General features: G+C 63.8%; 13 protein-coding genes. 1 reads left to right on the forward strand and 12 read right to left on the reverse strand.

Annotated elements, in window-relative coordinates:
* The 11 genes from icmH to tssA are packed head-to-tail and all read right to left on the reverse strand — an operon-like array spanning position 1 to position 12041.
* Positions 1-1323, reverse strand: a complete 1323-nt coding sequence (icmH, locus tag AC3CB8_RS11785) for a type IVB secretion system protein IcmH/DotU (protein ID WP_023783685.1) — start codon at positions 1321-1323, stop codon at positions 1-3.
* Between the two features lie 4 nt (positions 1324-1327).
* Positions 1328-2662 (reverse strand): type VI secretion system baseplate subunit TssK, encoded by a 1335-nt coding sequence (gene tssK, locus AC3CB8_RS11790; protein WP_023772867.1) that lies wholly within the window; start codon positions 2660-2662, stop codon positions 1328-1330.
* A 40-nt stretch (positions 2663-2702) separates the two neighbouring features.
* The gene (gene tssJ, locus AC3CB8_RS11795) at positions 2703-3155 is read right to left on the reverse strand and encodes a type VI secretion system lipoprotein TssJ (RefSeq protein WP_023772868.1); all 453 of its coding nucleotides are present in this window, start codon (positions 3153-3155) and stop codon (positions 2703-2705) included.
* Between the two features lie 3 nt (positions 3156-3158).
* Entirely contained in the window at positions 3159-4628 is a 1470-nt protein-coding gene (gene tagH / locus AC3CB8_RS11800) for a type VI secretion system-associated FHA domain protein TagH (protein WP_023772869.1), read from the reverse strand.
* A complete protein-coding gene (gene tssG, locus AC3CB8_RS11805; RefSeq protein WP_023772870.1) occupies positions 4625-5728 on the reverse strand; it encodes a type VI secretion system baseplate subunit TssG in 1104 nt (367 codons plus the stop codon). Before tssG ends, tagH begins: the two co-directional genes overlap by 4 nt.
* Positions 5692-7566, reverse strand: coding sequence for a type VI secretion system baseplate subunit TssF (tssF, locus tag AC3CB8_RS11810; RefSeq protein WP_352727035.1), 1875 nt, complete (start codon positions 7564-7566; stop codon positions 5692-5694). Before tssF ends, tssG begins: the two co-directional genes overlap by 37 nt.
* 1 nt (position 7567) lies before the next feature.
* The gene (tssE, locus tag AC3CB8_RS11815) at positions 7568-8323 is read right to left on the reverse strand and encodes a type VI secretion system baseplate subunit TssE (RefSeq protein ID WP_023772872.1); all 756 of its coding nucleotides are present in this window, start codon (positions 8321-8323) and stop codon (positions 7568-7570) included.
* Positions 8310-8765: an Hcp family type VI secretion system effector gene (locus AC3CB8_RS11820; RefSeq protein ID WP_023767750.1), complete on the reverse strand. Its 456-nt coding sequence runs from the start codon at positions 8763-8765 to the stop codon at positions 8310-8312. Before AC3CB8_RS11820 ends, tssE begins: the two co-directional genes overlap by 14 nt.
* A gap of 48 nt (positions 8766-8813) precedes the next feature.
* A complete protein-coding gene (gene tssC / locus AC3CB8_RS11825; protein ID WP_023772873.1) occupies positions 8814-10319 on the reverse strand; it encodes a type VI secretion system contractile sheath large subunit in 1506 nt (501 codons plus the stop codon).
* 3 nt (positions 10320-10322) lie between these two features.
* Positions 10323-10862, reverse strand: a complete 540-nt coding sequence (tssB, locus tag AC3CB8_RS11830; protein WP_023772874.1) for a type VI secretion system contractile sheath small subunit — start codon at positions 10860-10862, stop codon at positions 10323-10325.
* Positions 10863-10868: 6 nt separating this feature from the next.
* Complete coding sequence (gene tssA, locus AC3CB8_RS11835; RefSeq protein WP_352565869.1) at positions 10869-12041, reverse strand: type VI secretion system protein TssA; 1173 nt, start codon at positions 12039-12041, stop codon at positions 10869-10871.
* A 332-nt stretch (positions 12042-12373) separates the two neighbouring features.
* Between tssA and tssH the strand changes: the two genes are divergently transcribed.
* Complete coding sequence (gene tssH, locus AC3CB8_RS11840) at positions 12374-15214, forward strand: type VI secretion system ATPase TssH (protein WP_352565867.1); 2841 nt, start codon at positions 12374-12376, stop codon at positions 15212-15214.
* A 214-nt stretch (positions 15215-15428) separates the two neighbouring features.
* Here the strand turns inward: tssH and AC3CB8_RS11845 are convergent, their stop codons facing one another.
* Positions 15429-16448 (reverse strand): NAD-dependent epimerase, encoded by a 1020-nt coding sequence (locus tag AC3CB8_RS11845; protein ID WP_352594987.1) that lies wholly within the window; start codon positions 16446-16448, stop codon positions 15429-15431.
* Between the last annotated feature and the right edge of the window lie 18 nt (positions 16449-16466).

The raw sequence follows: 16466 nt of genomic DNA on the forward strand, positions 1-16466 counted from the left end.
TCACAGCCTCTTTTCGACGAGCACCTCGACGCGGCGGTTCAAGGCTCGCCCCTCGCGCGTGCTGTCGCTGGCAACCGGGTCCGTGGCGGCGCGGCCCTCGGAATGAACGCGGTCCTGCGGCACCCCGTTTTGGACCAGCATGTCGGCGATCGTCTGGGCACGCGCCTCCGACAGGCGCTGGTTGGTCGACAGCGGATTGGTCTTTTGCAAGGGTACGCCGTCCGTATGACCGATCACCGTGATGTTTCCGATCAACTCCTGATTGGTGAGGATCACCTTGGCGATCGAACCGATCAGCGGCTCGAAGCCCTCGCTCAGTTGCGGCCGCGACGACTGGAACAGTTCGGGGTTGGAGGCCTGGATGATCAGCTTGGCCAGCGAAACGCTCTCGGTGCCGCTGAGGGCGGATTTGAGGTCGGCAGGCGCTCCGGCCTGGAATTCCGGCAACAGGGCAAAATCCACTTTCTCCGGCGGCGGGGCGTCGATCTTGGGCGAGGTCCGGGTGATGCTCCCCCGTTCAGGCGGCGGCAATGCGCGCACAAGGGCTGATAGTTCGACCGCCTGGCTGCTCAGTCCCATCGACAGCCCGATATGGATGGCCGTGGCGACGACCGCCGCGCCGACCGCCATGACCCAGATCGGTACGATGAAGCGTTGCGGCTCGTCGGATGCGATCACGCCCTTCCAGTTTGGCGACAGCGGCGCGCCTTCGGCGTCGGCGTCGCGCAGAAAGCGTGCCGCCGCCACGCGAACCGCATTGAGCGAGCGGTCGCCTGAGCGGCCGGGCACGCGATATTTGCCGCGAAAGCCGAGCGCCATGCAATTATACTGCAGCTCCAGCAATTCGCGGTCACGGTTGGGGTGGCGCTCGAGTTCGTCGAGACGCGTGAAGAACTGCGTGCCGGCATCGACGTCGCCGCGCAGCATGACCACGAGCGGCTGCCTCGGCCAGGCGCTGGCGCCGCCCCATGGCGTGTTCAAAGCGAGATCGTCGAGCAACGCCGCCACCACCCAGGCCGCCTGGTCGGCCCGCTCCAGCGAGGACCCCGCCGCCATTGCCATGTCGCGTGCCCGAACCAGTTCTTCGAGCAATCGGGTGCGCAACGCCTCCGGGTTCTCCGGCGCCAGCGCACTTTCAAGCTCGGGCGCGAATTCGAGCAAGGGCGCGAATGCGTTGACGAGCGCGTTCGGGTGGGTTCGAGACCGCTTGACCGCCGCGCCCGGCAATAGCGGCGCCATCGGCCGCGGCATCGGCGCGCCGGTCAGCCTTATGCGGGTGCGTTCGCGATCCTCCGACAGTCCGAAAGGATCATCGCGGCTCATCATCTCACCTGTTCACCGAATAGCAGTCCACCTGCGGTTCGCTCGGCAACACGCCCGAAACGCCGATGACGAAGCCGGGGGCATCGAGCAGCGACGCCCAGTGCTCGCTTTTCTGGTCCAGCTCAAGGCATAGCCGATCGCCGTCGTAAGGGATCTCGCGCGGCTGGGAATGAAGCGGTTTCAGCGGAATGCCGGGCAAACGCGATTTCCACAGCCCCTCGAACTGGTCGGCCGAGCCGACAGTCGCCTGGTTGACGAATATCTTTCGCAGCGCGTCTTCCGACAGCTCCGAACCAACCCGGATGACGATGCGGCTGGCGACCAGCAGCTTCGGGTTGTCGATGCGAATTTTCCAGACATTGGTCGAATGCCGCATGACCGGCAGCGCCCGTGATTTCGGCTCGATGTAGCGCAGGCTGAGGATGAGCGAGCGCAGCGCATCCGCCAGCGCCATGTAGGCTGGGCCTGGGGCCATGTGATCATACGCGGGCAACTCACCCAGCCGCCGCGCGCTTGAGCCATAGGTCGCCATCGAACCGGCTAGCCCGGCAAGTTCCAGGTAGAGCTCGGCCGGATGGAAGACGTCCTGCGCCAGCATGTGGACTAGCCGCGGCCGTGCGGCATTGGCGAGGTTGAGCATCAGCAGGTCTTCGACGCTGCGCCCCGGTCCGCCCATCACCATCTTGCCATGCGCCTCGGCGATCTGGTCTAGTCCCGTGACGACTTCCTGCAGCAATTGCCGATACCAGGCGACCGCGCCTGTCACCAGCGTCGGCGGCAGGAAGGTCTCGTCCAGCGAGACGCCGCCATCGGCTCGAACCCCCTTCAGGTCGGCGATCGGCAAGGCGGTGTAGCCGCCAACCGATTTGCCGGGTGCCAGCAGCAGCGCCTGCGGACGGGCGATTTCGATTTCTTCAGGATCCGAACCGCCCTGGACGGCGTCGCGCACCGAAACGATCCGCCCATGGTAGCGCGCGCCCGAGGCGGCGGCGTGTGCGGGATCGAAACCGATACCGCCGGGCGGCTCGAGCGGCAAAGCGACCAGCACCGATCCGGCGCCTGTGTCCGGAGTGACCGGCAACGGTCGCGGTGCGTCCATCATCTCTGGAATGGCGAAGGGTGTCCCATCCGGGAAGATGCCGCGAGCCGACAGGATGGCGACCTGGCCGGCATCGAGCAACGCCTGGTCCAGCGTCAGTTGTTGAAAGCCGAACGTATGCAACTGTCCGGCTTGCAACGCGCCGCGCACCGTCGCCTCGAAAAAGCGATCCTGCTGCTGGAAATGCTGGGTCCGCAGGAAAAGCCCTTCGGACCACAGCACCCTATTTGCATCGCTCATGCCGCTACTCTCCGCATCGAGCTTCCCCTTGCCCTGGCCGCTAGGCGGAAATACCGCCGCTGCCAAGTGTGACATTGATCGTGAATTTTGATCCCGACGACACCGACTTGGTCGTGCGCCAGTTTCTGCCGGTCGGCTCACGGATCAGCGCAACGAAGCCCAGCGCCGCCGCGTCCGGTTCGACGGTGATGGTCTTGGACGCCGATTTCCCCGGCCCGACGGCGATCTGGTCGGATCCGATGAGATCGCCTGCCAGCGCCGAGCCGGCATCGCCCTGCAGGGCAAAGTAGTCGGCGGAATTGAATTTGCCGGTGCTGCGGAGCCGCATGACGAGAACTGTCACCGGCCGGTCGCCGCCGCCTGGTCCCGGGTTCATGCCGGCCCCGCCGGACACGTTGACGGTGATCACCGAAGGTTTCGGCGGACCGCTCTGGCAAGCCGCAAGCAGTCCAGTCGCGCCAAGGGTAACAACGAATTGACGTCGATCGATCATGTCTCACTCCTCCTCATATGCATCCCGAAAATCAGCGCCGATTTCGCCAAGGAAGCTTTTCTCGGCGCTCTCGGCGATTTCACGATGGCGTTTCTGGTAAAGCTCCCACAGCTTGGCGCTGCGCCCGCCCGCAAGCAGGTTGCCGAGCGCCGAATTCGACTTCAGCTCCTGCTCGATCGCCGCCGGCTCAAAACGGTCGACCATACGTCGCAAAGCGGCCTGCACGCCGCGCCAGGCGCGCACGTGGTGTTGCGCGAGATCGCGAACCGCGTCGGCGATTGCCGCTTCGCCGGCGAGAAATCCGGGGCTGCGCTCGGCGATAAGCGTGACGATGGCGTCGTCGACTGTCGGCAGGAACTTGAGCGGATTGACTTCGGATGCCCCGACCATGGTCTGGGCGACGCGGGCGTTGCCCTTTTCCTCGGCCCGCTTGCGAAGAAGCTGCATCAGGCCTTCCATCATCAGCCGGTATTCGCGGCCGAACTTCTCCATTTCCGTCACGCTGTCGCGTCCGGGGAAATCGGCTTCCTCGACACCCATGCCGCGCAGAAATGCGGAGCGAAGCGCCGTGTCCCCCAGTTGCGCCGCTGCCGGCAGGCGGGCAGGTTTTGCGGCAGCGCCCGTCCGCGCTGGGGCGTCTGCTGCCTGCACAGGCAGATCCCAGGGATTGGCGGATTGCGGCCGTGAGGCGATGCGCTCACGCTGTCCGTTCGAGCCGACGCCGTTTGCCGAACTTGGAGCGGCCGCTGGTCCGAAACCAAAGTCATCATTGAATTCGAACGGCTTTCCGGCGGCGGCTTCAGTTGGGCGGTTAAGAGAAGGCACCGGATCGATGCTGAACGGATCCGCGAAGCTTGCCGCACTGCCGGTTTCGGGATGAGGATCAACGCCCGTCGACCCAGGCGTCGAAACCGGATCGAGGCTGAACGGGTCATCGAAAGCAGGCGAGCTGCGCTGACTGGAAGCGGCACGCTCGAATGCGCCAGCAACCGGCTGCTCGAACGGGTTGGGCAGATCGGCCGGTCGTGGCCGTCGCGGCTCTTCCTCGACCTTGGCGGAAAAGAAGTCGTCACCGCCGATGCTTATGGGCCCCCGCGATGCCTGCGGCAGGCGTTCGGGAACCGGCTGGCTGGCTGCTGCCGGTGCCTGGGCGGTTGGCGTCTGCAGGTCGACATGGACGACATAGTCGCCAAGCCTCAACCGCATGCCGCTTTGAAGGCGCGTCGACTGACCGGCACCGAGCGGGCTGTCGGAGTCGTTTATGTACAGTCCGCTGCTCGACGTGTCGGTGACGAAATAGCCGTCTCGCCCGCCCGTGATCCTGCAATGGGCGCGGGAAACGAACATGTCGGGATCGTTGATCTGCCAGCCTGCGTCGGCGCTGCGGCCGATCACCAGTTCGCCTTCGTCCAGCCGGGTCTGCCGTACCGCCTGGGTGCGTGGCCCTTGCTCCAGCGTCAGCAGCAGGCTCATGCCGCGACCCCCGCCATTTCCGGCCGCCATCCGACAATTGTCCGCAGCCGCAGATCGTCAGCATCGCCCCTTTCGGCGGGGCGCGCAAGCCAGGCGGTCCGGCCGAGCTGGACCGCGCCGATACGCGGCGGCGGCACGGCTTCGCGCGCCAGCACGATGCGCAGGTCGACATCGAGCGTCTCCCCGACCATGTCGCGAACGGCCTGCTTGAACAGTTTGTGGCGCGAGCCTCCCGGCAGGAACGCCTTGAACTCGTCGAAGCCGAGAGGGCCGACGCGCAGTTCGATCCTGCTTTGGCGGTTGAAAACGCGCGGGCCGATCGTCGCTCCCCGGCCAAGCCCCGCATAGGCTTTCGCGAGGCGCGTCTGCAGCCCGGTCGGAATGGTTATCCAGGCGGCGATGAATTCCTTGATTTGAACCGGCACCCTGAAGGCTTCCGCCAGGAACAACGTCAGCCGTTCCGGACCATCGATCTGACTGGCGAGCGAAGCGGCTTGCCGAAGCTTGACGGTGTCGAGATCAGGGTTCTGGGTTCCGGGAAGCCCGATCCCCGCCATCGCTTCAAGCATGGCGCGAACGCGGCCGCCGACCGCGCGCTCGACCTGGACCGCCGGATGCGCATCCGCCCAGGCGCGGTAGTAGAGGGCGATCATGCGGTGCTGAAGGATGTTGACGAAGTCCACGAAGGTCGTGTCGCTGGTCTGCTGTGAATCGGCGCCGCCGAACCAGCGCTGCGACAGGCGGTCGAGCACCCAGCGCGTCAGATGCAGCGGCATTGGGCCCTCAGGTCCCAACAGACCGAGATTTGCAACCGTGACCCGGGCCGGTGCCTTGTCGCTGGCCTCGCGAAATTGCACCAGGTCCCGCGCGGAAAAGGCCAACCGCACATGCTGGCCGAGCCTTGCCGGCTCGCGGTCGGGGCGTCCGGAATGGCCGAACAGGCCGCTCCGCTGCTCGAGACGGCGCAGCAGTTCAAAAAAGTCGAATCCTTCAGACAGACCTTCGGCCCGGTCCGGGCCGGCCTTGTCTAGATCAGGCGTCTTGTCTAGATCAGGCGTCTTGTCTAGATCAGGTAGCGATTGCCGGGCGTCATCGGCCATGGCACATCCTCCTGCTTCTGCAGCAGCCGCGTGCGGGTTCGCACGAAGCCGTTTATTCCGGCATGACGGGCAAACAGCCGCGCCAGCAAGGCCGACAGCAGCAAGGTGCTTTGCCCGGCCAGCACCGACTGATCGACATGCAGCGTCACTTCAGTGCCACGTCCGAAGCACATCGGCCCGTCGATCTGCAGTCGCTCGATGACCGACCGCGAGTCGATGCGCACGATCGAATGCACGTTGCGGGCAAGGCTTGGATCGCCCCGATCGGCATAAAGATCGAGCAGCGCATGCAGCGGATCAACGCCCCGGCCATCCTTGGCAAGGCTCAAGAAATTGAGCGCCAGCTGCGCCACCAGTCGCCAGGCAAGATCGTCGGCTCGGGATTCACCATCGGCTCCGGCGGGCAGTGCCGCGGGGATGGCCGGCTGCGGTGGACGCAACGCGCCGAGCAGTCGGACGGATTCGACCGGATCACCGGCCTCCAGCGTCAAGGTCGGATTGTCGTCGAGGATCGGCAGGTCGCGGTTGGTGCAAAGCGCCATGATGTCGAGACGCTTCAACGGCCGGTTCGCGGGGTTTCCAAGCGGCCGCGATACGGCCAGGAAAACGTCGTCCCCGGTGTATGATGTGCGGGTCAGGCCGTCACGCCGTTCATCCTCCGTTGCCCGGCGTGGGCGCCGCTCCGTCGAATATACCCAGCCACTGCCGCGGTTCTGCCCGAGGCTGAACAGCTCCGGTATCTCGGCGTCGCTGCCTTCATTGTCGGCATCCTCGACGCGCAGGACCCGATAGATCTCAAAGTCGCGCGCCCGCGTGCGGTCGGCGTGCAGCACCTGCCGCGTCTTGCGCTGATCGAGCTCGACGACGTTGCACTCACGCTCGAACAGATTGATGATCGGCGTCGCGAAAAGCTCGAAATCCGCCGGCGTCAGGTCGGCGAGTTCAGGCACCCGGCGGCGGAACAGGAAGATGATCTCCAGTCCGGCCTCGCATTTGCGCACCACCTGTTGCAGTCCCATGACCCGCGCATAGTGAAAGCGCTCCGGCATGATGAAGTATTCGCGCAGCAGGCGGTAACCTTCGAATGTCGGGCGGGTGCGCGGCATCAAGGCCTCCTCGTCGCTAATGCCGACCATTTCGGGTGCCGGCAAGGGCGACAGCCGGTTGGTCTTGCCTTCCGGTCGTGCGCCAATGGCCACGCAAGAGCCGAAAATGGCGTCGAACAGAAGTGGCGCCTTGGTGCGTCCAGCAAAATAGAGGTCGAGCCGGTCGAGCGCCAATTCGTCGAGTTTGCCTTTTCCGGTCCGCGTCAGCGCGAGGCGCAGCGCCGCCTCGCCGGCGATGCCGTCGATCGGTCCGATGCCGGCCGCCGCCAGCGCGCTGCGATCCTGAAAATAGCTGACCGAAGTGATCGCTATCGGCCATAAGGTCATGTCCTGTGCGGTCGAGAACGTGCAGCGCGTTGACAGGCCGGGTTGCAGGCTGGAGACCAGCCGCGTGTTGCGCTTGACGACGTGGCCGGTCGGCATGGTCTGCACCTGCTGTCCGGGTTTCAGCACCGCCATTGCCGTTGCCGGCGCCGGCGTGACGAGATCGGGATAGAGGACATCGAGCACGCTGCGCGAAAATCGCGAGCGCTCGGCGTCGACCTTTAGTCGGGTACGCGCGGCGAGGAAGGCGACACCGTCCAGCAGCCGTTCGACATAAGGATCCGGGCAGGGCACCGTATCGAGGGAGAGGTTGCGCGCCACCGCCGGATGCATGTCGGCGAATTCCGCCGCAAGGCCGCGGATATGGGTCAGTTCCTCCTCGTAATATTCGACGAAGACCCGGTCCATCTCAGGCGTCCCTAATTTCGGTCCGCGCCAAGCCGTTGTCGAGATTGATCGTGGTGCGCAGGCGCATGCGTTCCGGTGTGGGCGTCATGATCAGCACGGCGTCTATCTCGATCTTCAGGCCCACGGTCTTGTCGCCCAGGGTGACGCTAACTTTCGTCGCGCTTTCCTTGAGCCGGGGCTCGAAGGTGGCGAGCACCGAGCGGATTTCGCGCGCCAGCACGTCACGGTCGAAGTCGCGGGACGACCTACCCGAGAAGGAAGGCACGCCGTAATTGACCACGCTTCGACGCACCTCCGGAAAATCGGCGAGCGACGGCGGATTGTCCGCCATCTGCTCGTTTTCCAGGTCGGAAAGCAGCGGCGTGGCCTCGAAGCGCTCGGTGTTGAACAGCGCCTCGATGTCGCGCCGCACTGCTTCCCGGAGCACGCGGGCCGACACCACCACGCCACGGCTTTCGATCTCGACGCGGTGCTGGGTCTGGAAGGCCAGGCGATGCAGACGCCGTTTCTGATCGGGCGTCAGCTCCGCATCGGCATCGATGGTCCGCGCATTGCCGGCGACGAGGGTTTCGAGACGGTCCGCGCCAAGTTCGTCCAGCAGGACATGGCGCAGCCCCTCTATCTCCGAGGTCAGGCCCGGCAGGTCATTGACGAGACGATCCCAAAGCGACGGCTGGACGGCCTCGCTTTTCGCCCGCAAGCCACCGGCGATCTGTTGCTTGCCCGCGCCGGGCCGCCCAATCTCACTTGCCGACATAGACATCCATTTCGGCTTCATCATTGCCGTCATAGACGAATTTTATCTTTTTGTAGGCGAAGCTGACCTCTTCCTGGATCAGATCGGCCTCGTCCTCGGCCTGCGACATGTCATATTCCATGATCGAGGCGTCGGTGAGCGTGACGACCAGGTAATCCTTGGTCTCGCCATCGATGGTCCGGCGAGCCGAGAACACCACTTCATCCAAGGCCTTGTTCTCGAACAAAGCCTTTTTCAGGTAGGGCGAGGATTTGTCGTAGTGTTTGATGAACTTGATCATGCCCATGGAGACGCGGCCACGGCGTGACAGCGAATTCGGATCATAAGGTGCGACCATCTTGTAGTCGACGCCATGGATTTCGATCTCGTCATCGTGGCCGTCGCGGGTGCTGGGCCCTTTGATGTCGGGAACCTTCAGAAAACCATCAATCTTGACTGGCATTGTCTTTCTCCACCGCTTTCAAACAAAACAAGGTCTGGTTGCTGCAAATCAGGTCTTCACGGACGGCAGTTCCGAGACCAGCCGCAGCGAGGCGTTGATCCCTTCCAATTGGTAATGCGGGCGCAGGTAGAAGCGGGCGTTGTAGTAGCCCGGCCGGCCTTCCACGCTGTCGACCTGGACTTCGGCCGCGGCAAGCGGGCGCTTGGCGCGCGCCTTGTCGTCGGCGAAGGCCGGGTTGGCCAGCACATAGCGGTTGATCCACTCGGTCAGCCAGATCTGCATGTCGGAGCGCTCCTTGAACGAGCCGACCTTGTCGCGCGCAATGGCCTTGAGGTAGTGCGCAAAGCGCGACACCGGGAAGAGATAGGGCAGGTTGGCACTCAGCCTTTCGTTCGACTGCGCGTCGGGGTCGACCAGCCGGCCTGCGCGCGTTTCGTCGTCCTGCAGCGAATGGGCGCCGATGAAGGCCGCCAGATCGGTGTTCTTCCGGTGCAGGATCGGCATCAGGCCGAGCTTAGCCAGTTCGGCCTCGCGGCGATCGTCGATGGCGACTTCGGTCGGGCATTTCATCGCGATCGAGCCATCATCGGTCGGGAAGCTGTGGACCGGCAAATTGAGCACGGTGCCACCATTCTCGACGCCGCGGATCTGCGTGCCCCAGCCGAACAGCTTGTGGCTGCGGTTGATGTTGACGCCCATCGGAAAGGCGGCATTCATCCAGACATATTTGTTGTGATCGCCCTCCACCTCTTCCTCGAAAGTGAAGCCCTTCACCGGAACGGTGTCGGTGCCATAGGGCAGCCGCGCCAGGACGCGCGGCATGGTCAGACCGATATAGCGGGCGTCCTCGCTCTCGCGCAGCGACTGCCACGAGGCATAGGCCGGGTTGGAGACGATCTGCTGCAGGTCTTGCGGGTTGGGCAATTCCTGCCAGCTGTCCATGCGGAACAGGCGCGGCGAGGCCGCTGCGATAAACGGCGTGTGCGCTGAGGCGCAGATGCCGGAGATGTTGCGCAGCAGACCGACATCGCGCGGGTGGTTGGAGAATTCGTAGGCGCCGATCACACAGCCGATCGGCTCGCCGCCCAGCATCGAATACTCATCCGTATAGACTTTCTTGAAGATCGGGCTCTGGTCCCACATCTGGCCTTCATAGTCTTCGAGCGTGTCGGCCAGCTGCTCCTTGGAGATGTTCATCACCCGGATCTTCAGCTTCTGATCCGTCTCGGTGTTGTTGACGAGGTACCAGAGGCCGCGCCATGTGCCTTCCATCTCACGCACTTCCGGCGCGTGCAGGATCTCGTTGACCTGCGTCGTCAGCATCTTGTCGATGCCCGCGATCAGCGACTTGATTGACTTGATCGCATTGGATGAGATGCTCGTGGTATCGGAACGCGATTGCGCCGCGAGCGCGAGATTTCGCACGAGTTGCTGCAGCTTCTCGCTGTCGTCCTTCTTGACCTTGAAGTCCTTCTCGAGGAGCCCGCTGAATTCGTCGAGGTTAATGGCTTCGGCCTCGGCGGCGACGGCGGCGGTCTTTTGCTGTTCGGCCATGGTTTACTCCCCTGCCTTGTCGTCGTCGGCCAGTGCCTGGCTGGCGATTTTGCCAAGCAGCGGCTCGTTGTTCAGAAGCTGCGCGATGCGTTTTTCGGCGTCGACGCGGCCGTCCATGAAGCCAAGCAGTTCCTCGAGCTGGCGGCGCATCTTGAGGATCTCGGCCAGTTGCGGCACCTGCTCGGCAACCCTGTCGGGCGCGAAATCGCCCATCTTGGTGAAGGTCAGATCGAGCGCCAGTTCCTCGTCGCGCTCCTGGCCTTCGGCTTGCGGCAGCGTGTTCTTCACCCGGGCTTTGACCCGCGGCCCGAGCGCCTCCATGAATTTGGGGAAGCGGTTGGCGTCGGTCTCGACGAAGGATCGGTCCAGCACCGATTTTGACGCTTCCTTGGTTTGCGAAGCGCCGGAAAGGTCGGCCATCACGGCCATGACAAACGGCAATTCGATCGTCGTCGGGCTACCGTAGGTTTCCACGTCGTAGGCGATCTGCACCCGCGGCGCGCGATTTCGTTCGATGACCTTCGCTTTGCTTTCGGCTGGCATGTGCTGTTACCTTTCATCTTTCTGAGCCGCCTTCTTGACATCGGGAACGCCGGCAAGGAGCCGGAATTCCTTCAGCCCAGACGGGGCGAGATCTTCCATCAGTTCAACGAAATCCATATGCACCATGCGGCGCACGCGCCGCGCCAGATGCGGTATAGGGCTCGACGGTTCGGTGCGGTCATAGAAGGCGACGACCAGGTCGAGGCACTTCACCACGTCGTCGCGCGAGGAGATCCGGTCGGGAAGCCCTGTGCTCGAGTCCGTGTAGCTTGCCGCACTTGCCATAGTCTCGGCTCCATGACCGTTTCGAGCAGGCGTTGCTGGTTCTGCCGGAATGGGCGGCTTGGCCGCGCCATTCGCCACCGCACCCGCTGCCGAATTCCGTTCGAGGGTCGTCAGCAGACGCTGCAGAAACCGCTTTAAGTCCGGAACCGGAGCGCCGCCGCCTTCGAGGCGGGCGTTGAGGGCGGTTTCGACCGCGTCAAGGGCCGCGATCGCCGCCCGGGCGTCGGCGACGAGCGAGATCATCTCCTCACCGGCCTGGTCAATCTGTGCAGCACATCCGGCGCGTACCCGGTTCAACAATTGTCCGTGCGCACTGACCAGCGCGGCCTTTTCCGCCGTGTTTAAGCCCGAGGCGGCTTCCTGGAGCATGACACGGTCGTCGAGCGCGCTTTGTTCCAGGTCGCGTCCGCTGATCGACCCGATCGAGCGTGGCGTAAAGAAAATCATCTGGCGCAGGTTCGCTAACAACCCGTCCTGGCCATTCTGCAGGTCGAGCAGCGCGTTGATGCGGCGCAAGGCGGCATCGCGGGGCGAAGCGTTTGGCCGCAGTGCCGGATGCATGGTTTCCCAATGCTGATCGAAGGTCTGGGCGATGAGCGTCAGACCCTGCGCGAGTCCGGCCAGGCCGCCTTCATTGGCTAGCGCACGTGTGACGATGACGAGCAGTCGCAGGTCCCGGCCATGCGCGCGTAAGTCCGCCGCCTTAGCCAGCACCGCGGACCAGTCGACCGGAATCGTGCTTTGCGACGTGGGCTTGTTGTTGCCGTCGTGGACGACCTTGACCTCGGGCTCGGTCAGGCGCTCTAGCTCATGAAAAGCCGGGTCGTTGCGCAAATCCTCCCCTGACGGATTTTCACCGTCGATAGGATTCAGCCAGAGTGCGAGATCAATCACCCTTACCCCCAGCAAGCGGCCCTGAGATCGCCATGTGACGCTACGTTATCACACGGTCTCACTCTATCACAATTGAGCACCTGGCTCAAAACTAACGGAAGGTGAACCCGAACGTTCTTCTCCGCCTGCACCCATGGCGCGGTTGCCGGACCCGCAATGTGAAATGCGTCGCATAGCCCGGGTGGCAATCCGGGGTTTGTTGCACCGGTATGCAAGACTTTTGTAACCGGGAGGTGCCGCCGGCACATATCCAAGCGCCTTATCCGTCACACGCTTTGTCAAGTGGCGCCTTATATGGCAGGGTATGGCCGCAGATCTTGAGAGCAGGTTCGATGGAACAGCGCCGGTCATCGCAGAGCTTCAAGCGCAAGGAACTGGTCGGCAAGCTGGATTCTCTCTGTCAGCGAGCCTTCAAGGCGGCAGCCGATGCGGCCAAGCTGCGCGGCAATCCCTATGTTGAGCTCGTTCATTTCATCGAACAGCTGGTGCTGTCCGAACGCTCGGACGTGCAGATGATAATCGCCGACGCCGGGGTGGATGCCAGCCGCATAACGGCCGACCTGACCCGCGCAGTCGACAAGCTGCCCTATGGCGCGACATCGATCGAGGAATTCTCAGACCATATCTTTCATGCCATTCAGGAAGGTTGGAACCTCGCGACGCTGGAATTCAGCGTCGAGGAGGTGCGCAGCGCTCATGTCCTGCTTGCCTGCCTGAAGACGCCAGTGCTGGAAGGCCTGGTGTCCAAGATCAGCGCCGAGTTTGACAAGATCGATGCCGATGGCGTGATTTCCCGCTTCGCCGACGTCACCGAAGGTTCGCTTGAATCCGGTGCCCCGCCGGCCGCTCCCGCCACTGAGACGCCGATGAAGCGCGGTCCGGGCCGGGATTCCGCGCTGGCCAAATACGCCACCGACCTGACCCAACGCGCCCGCGACGGCAAGATCGATCCGGTCGTCGGCCGCGATCCGGAGATCCGGCAAATCGTCGATATCCTGATGCGACGCCGGCAGAACAACCCGATCCTGACCGGTGAGGCCGGGGTTGGCAAGACCGCGGTCGTCGAGGGCTTTGCCTTGCGTATTGCAGCGGACGACGTGCCGCCCACACTGCAAGGCGTCAGTGTGCGCATGCTCGATGTCGGATTGATGCAGGCGGGTGCAAGCGTGAAGGGCGAGTTCGAAAAGCGGCTGAAGGCCGTCATCGATGAGGTACAGTCTTCCGAAACCCCGGTCATCCTGTTCATCGATGAGGCCCACACCTTGATCGGCGCAGGCGGCGCTGCTGGAACCGGCGACGCGGCCAATCTCTTGAAGCCTGCGCTGGCGCGCGGCGAACTGCGTACGATCGCCGCAACGACCTGGGCCGAATACAAGCAGCACATCGAGAAAGACCCAGCCCTGACCCGCCGTTTCCAGGTGGTCAAGATCGACGAGCCTTCGGAGGCGGTGGCCGTTCTCATGTTGCGCGGCGTCGCCGGCGTTCTGGAGCAGCACCACAAGGTGCAGATACTGGATGAGGCGGTCGAGGCGGCGGTCGGCTTGTCGCATCGCTACATCCCGGCGCGCCAACTGCCCGACAAGGCGGTGAGCCTTCTCGACACCGCTTGCGCCCGTGTCGCCATTTCGCAGCACGCCACGCCGGCCGAGGTCGAGGACATCATGCGCCGCCGTCAGGCGCTGGAGGTCGAGCGCGGCATCATCGGCCGCGAGGCCGCGATCGGCATTGAGGTGACCGATCGGCAGGCGCGCGTCGAGACCGGGCTTGCCGAAAGCGCGGTCACTCTGGCCGCGGCGCAGCAACGTTGGGATCGTGAAAAGGCACTGGTTGCCGAGATCCTCGAATTGCGCGACAGGCTGCGCGGCGAGGGCGTGCCGCTCGATGCGGCGACGGCCGCGGAGGCCGATACCGAAACGGCAGCGGCGGACGCAGAAAAGACCAAGGTACCCAAGGCCGAGCCACCCAAGGCCGAGCCACCCAAGACTGAGCCACCCAAGACTGAGCCCAAGCCCGAAACCACGAAGACCAAGGCGGCCAAAGCCAAGGTCGAGGTGCCAGTGGTTGCCGGTCCTGCGCCGTCGGATCCGGCGGCCGACCTGGCGCGTCTGCGCGAACTCATGCCTGAGCTTGCCGCCGCTCAGGGCGAGACACCGCTGATCCTGCCGTCCGTCGATCGTAATGCGGTGGCGGCCGTGGTCCAGGACTGGACTGGTATCCCGACGGGACGGATGCTGTCCAGCCAGACCGAAAAGGCGCTCAAGCTCGCCACCACGCTTTCGGAGCGGGTCGTCGGCCAGGATCACGCCATGGAGATGATCGCCAAACGCGTGCAGACCAGCCGCGCCGGGCTCGGCGCGCCGGAAAAGCCGGTCGGCGTCTTCCTGCTCTGCGGCCCCTCGGGCGTCGGCAAGACCGAGACCGCGCTGGCACTGGCCGAGACGCTCTATGGCGGCGAGCAGAACCTGATCTCGATCAACATGTCCGAGTTCCAGGAGGCGCATACCGTCTCGACGCTCAAAGGCGCGCCGCCCGGCTATGTCGGTTACGGCAAGGGCGGCATCCTGACCGAGGCCGTGCGCAGAAAACCCTATTCGGTGATCCTTCTCGACGAGGTCGAGAAGGCGCATCCCGACGTGCACGAAATCTTCTTCCAGGTTTTCGACAAGGGGATGATGGATGACAGCGAGGGCCGGCGGATCGATTTCAAGAACACGCTGATCCTGCTCACCTCGAATGTCGGCTCCGAAGTCATCATGGATCGGACAAGGAATGGCACACTACGGGCCGGGCTTGACGACCTCGACATCGCCTTGCGCGGTCCGCTGTTGAAAGTCTTCCCTGCAGCCTTCCTCGGCCGGGTGGTGACCATTCCTTATTACCCGCTCTCGGATTCGATGATCGAATCGATCACCCGTCACCAGTTCGCCAAGATCGCTCGCCGGCTGCGGGCAACCAACGATGCGGAATTGGTGATCGGCGATGGTGTCATGGATTTGGTCAAGGCCCGTTGCACCGAGATCGAATCCGGCGGGCGGATGATCGATGCCATCCTGACAAACACGCTGCTGCCGGAATTGAGCCGCAACGTGCTGAACCGCTCGCTCGATGGCGAAAAAATGACAAAGGTAACCGTCGGCGCCTCCAAGGAGGGCTTCACCTATTCCTTCGAGTAAGGAATGTTGATGACGATTTGTTTCGGCTTCTTCGTGCGTAGGCAAGCTGAGCCGACTAGCCCGTGAGCGGCCGGTGGCGGTGAATTCGTATGACGCAATCGGTTAGAAGAATGACGGTATCCTTACCTGCCACGACACCTGATCCGCGCGTGGCTTTGGTTACGCTCCGCTCTCAAATCGTCGGCCGCGGCCCGGACCGAGCAGCCCCGACTCGTCAGCTGTAGAAATCCTGGTACCACTCGACGAACCGCCCTACCCCCTCGGTGACGGAGGTGCGGGGGCGATAGCCGACGGCCGCCTGCAGCGCCGAAGTGTCGGCGAAGGTGTCGGGCACGTCGCCGGCCTGCAGCGGCAGCAGCTCGATCACGGCCTTGCGACCGAGCGCGTTTTCCAGTGCCTCGACATAGGCGGTCAGCTTCACCGGATTGTTGTTGCCGATGTTGAAGATGCGCCAGGGCGCGCTGCTGGTCGCCGGATCCGGACGGCCGGAATCCCAGGCCGGGTTGGCCGCAGCGGGGCTGTCGCTGGCACGGATCACGCCCTCGGCGATGTCCTCGACATAGGTGAAGTCGCGCGTGTGGTTGCCGTTGTTGAACAGCTTGATCGGCTCACCGGCCAGGATGCTCCTGGTGAACAGGAACAGCGCCATGTCAGGGCGTCCCCAGGGGCCGTACACGGTGAAGAAGCGCAGCCCCGTGGTCGGCAGGCCGAACAGGTGGCTGTAGCTGTGCGCCATCAGTTCGTTGGCGCGCTTGGTGGCGGCGTAGAACTGCAGCGGATGGTCGGCCGGCCGATGCTCGGAAAACGGCATGTCGGTGTTGGCGCCGTAGACGCTCGAGGTGCTGGCATAGGTCAGGTGCCCGACACGGCTGCCGCGGCAGGCCTCGAGCATGTTGGTATAGGCGATAATGTTGCTCTCGACATAGGCGCGCGGGTTTTCCAGGCTGTAGCGCACACCGGCCTGGGCGGCGAGATGGATCACCCGGTCGAAGGCATGGTCGGTAAAGCAGCCGTCGACCACGCCCCTGTCGGCGAGATCGCCGTGGATGAAATGATAGCCGGCATTGGTCTTGCGGCTCGCCTCGTCCAGGAGCCGCAGCCGCGCCCGCTTGATTTGCGGGTCGTAGTAATCGTTGATGCTGTCGATGCCGACAACCTCGTCACCGCGCTCCAGGAGCCGCCTGGCGACATGATAGCCTATGAAGCCGGCAGCGCCGGTGACCAATACCTTCATCAGAAGGCATTATAGGTT

The organism is Mesorhizobium sp. P160927 (assembly GCF_057766385.1).

What these genes read in the sequence shown, in the direction of transcription:
- AC3CB8_RS11845 (WP_352594987.1), bottom strand. Translation starts at nt 16,448, where the DNA reads ATGAAGGTATTGGTCACCGGCGCTGCCGGCTTCATAGGCTATCATGTC.
- tssE (WP_023772872.1), bottom strand. Translation starts at nt 8,323, where the DNA reads ATGTCGGCAAGTGAGATTGGGCGGCCCGGCGCGGGCAAGCAACAGATC.
- tssG (WP_023772870.1), bottom strand. Translation starts at nt 5,728, where the DNA reads ATGGCCGATGACGCCCGGCAATCGCTACCTGATCTAGACAAGACGCCT.
- tssJ (WP_023772868.1), bottom strand. Translation starts at nt 3,155, where the DNA reads ATGATCGATCGACGTCAATTCGTTGTTACCCTTGGCGCGACTGGACTG.
- AC3CB8_RS11820 (WP_023767750.1), bottom strand. Translation starts at nt 8,765, where the DNA reads ATGCCAGTCAAGATTGATGGTTTTCTGAAGGTTCCCGACATCAAAGGG.
- icmH (WP_023783685.1), bottom strand. Translation starts at nt 1,323, where the DNA reads ATGAGCCGCGATGATCCTTTCGGACTGTCGGAGGATCGCGAACGCACC.
- tssK (WP_023772867.1), bottom strand. Translation starts at nt 2,662, where the DNA reads ATGAGCGATGCAAATAGGGTGCTGTGGTCCGAAGGGCTTTTCCTGCGG.
- tagH (WP_023772869.1), bottom strand. Translation starts at nt 4,628, where the DNA reads ATGAGCCTGCTGCTGACGCTGGAGCAAGGGCCACGCACCCAGGCGGTA.
- tssC (WP_023772873.1), bottom strand. Translation starts at nt 10,319, where the DNA reads ATGGCCGAACAGCAAAAGACCGCCGCCGTCGCCGCCGAGGCCGAAGCC.
- tssF (WP_352727035.1), bottom strand. Translation starts at nt 7,566, where the DNA reads ATGGACCGGGTCTTCGTCGAATATTACGAGGAGGAACTGACCCATATC.
- tssB (WP_023772874.1), bottom strand. Translation starts at nt 10,862, where the DNA reads ATGCCAGCCGAAAGCAAAGCGAAGGTCATCGAACGAAATCGCGCGCCG.
- tssH (WP_352565867.1), top strand. Translation starts at nt 12,374, where the DNA reads ATGGAACAGCGCCGGTCATCGCAGAGCTTCAAGCGCAAGGAACTGGTC.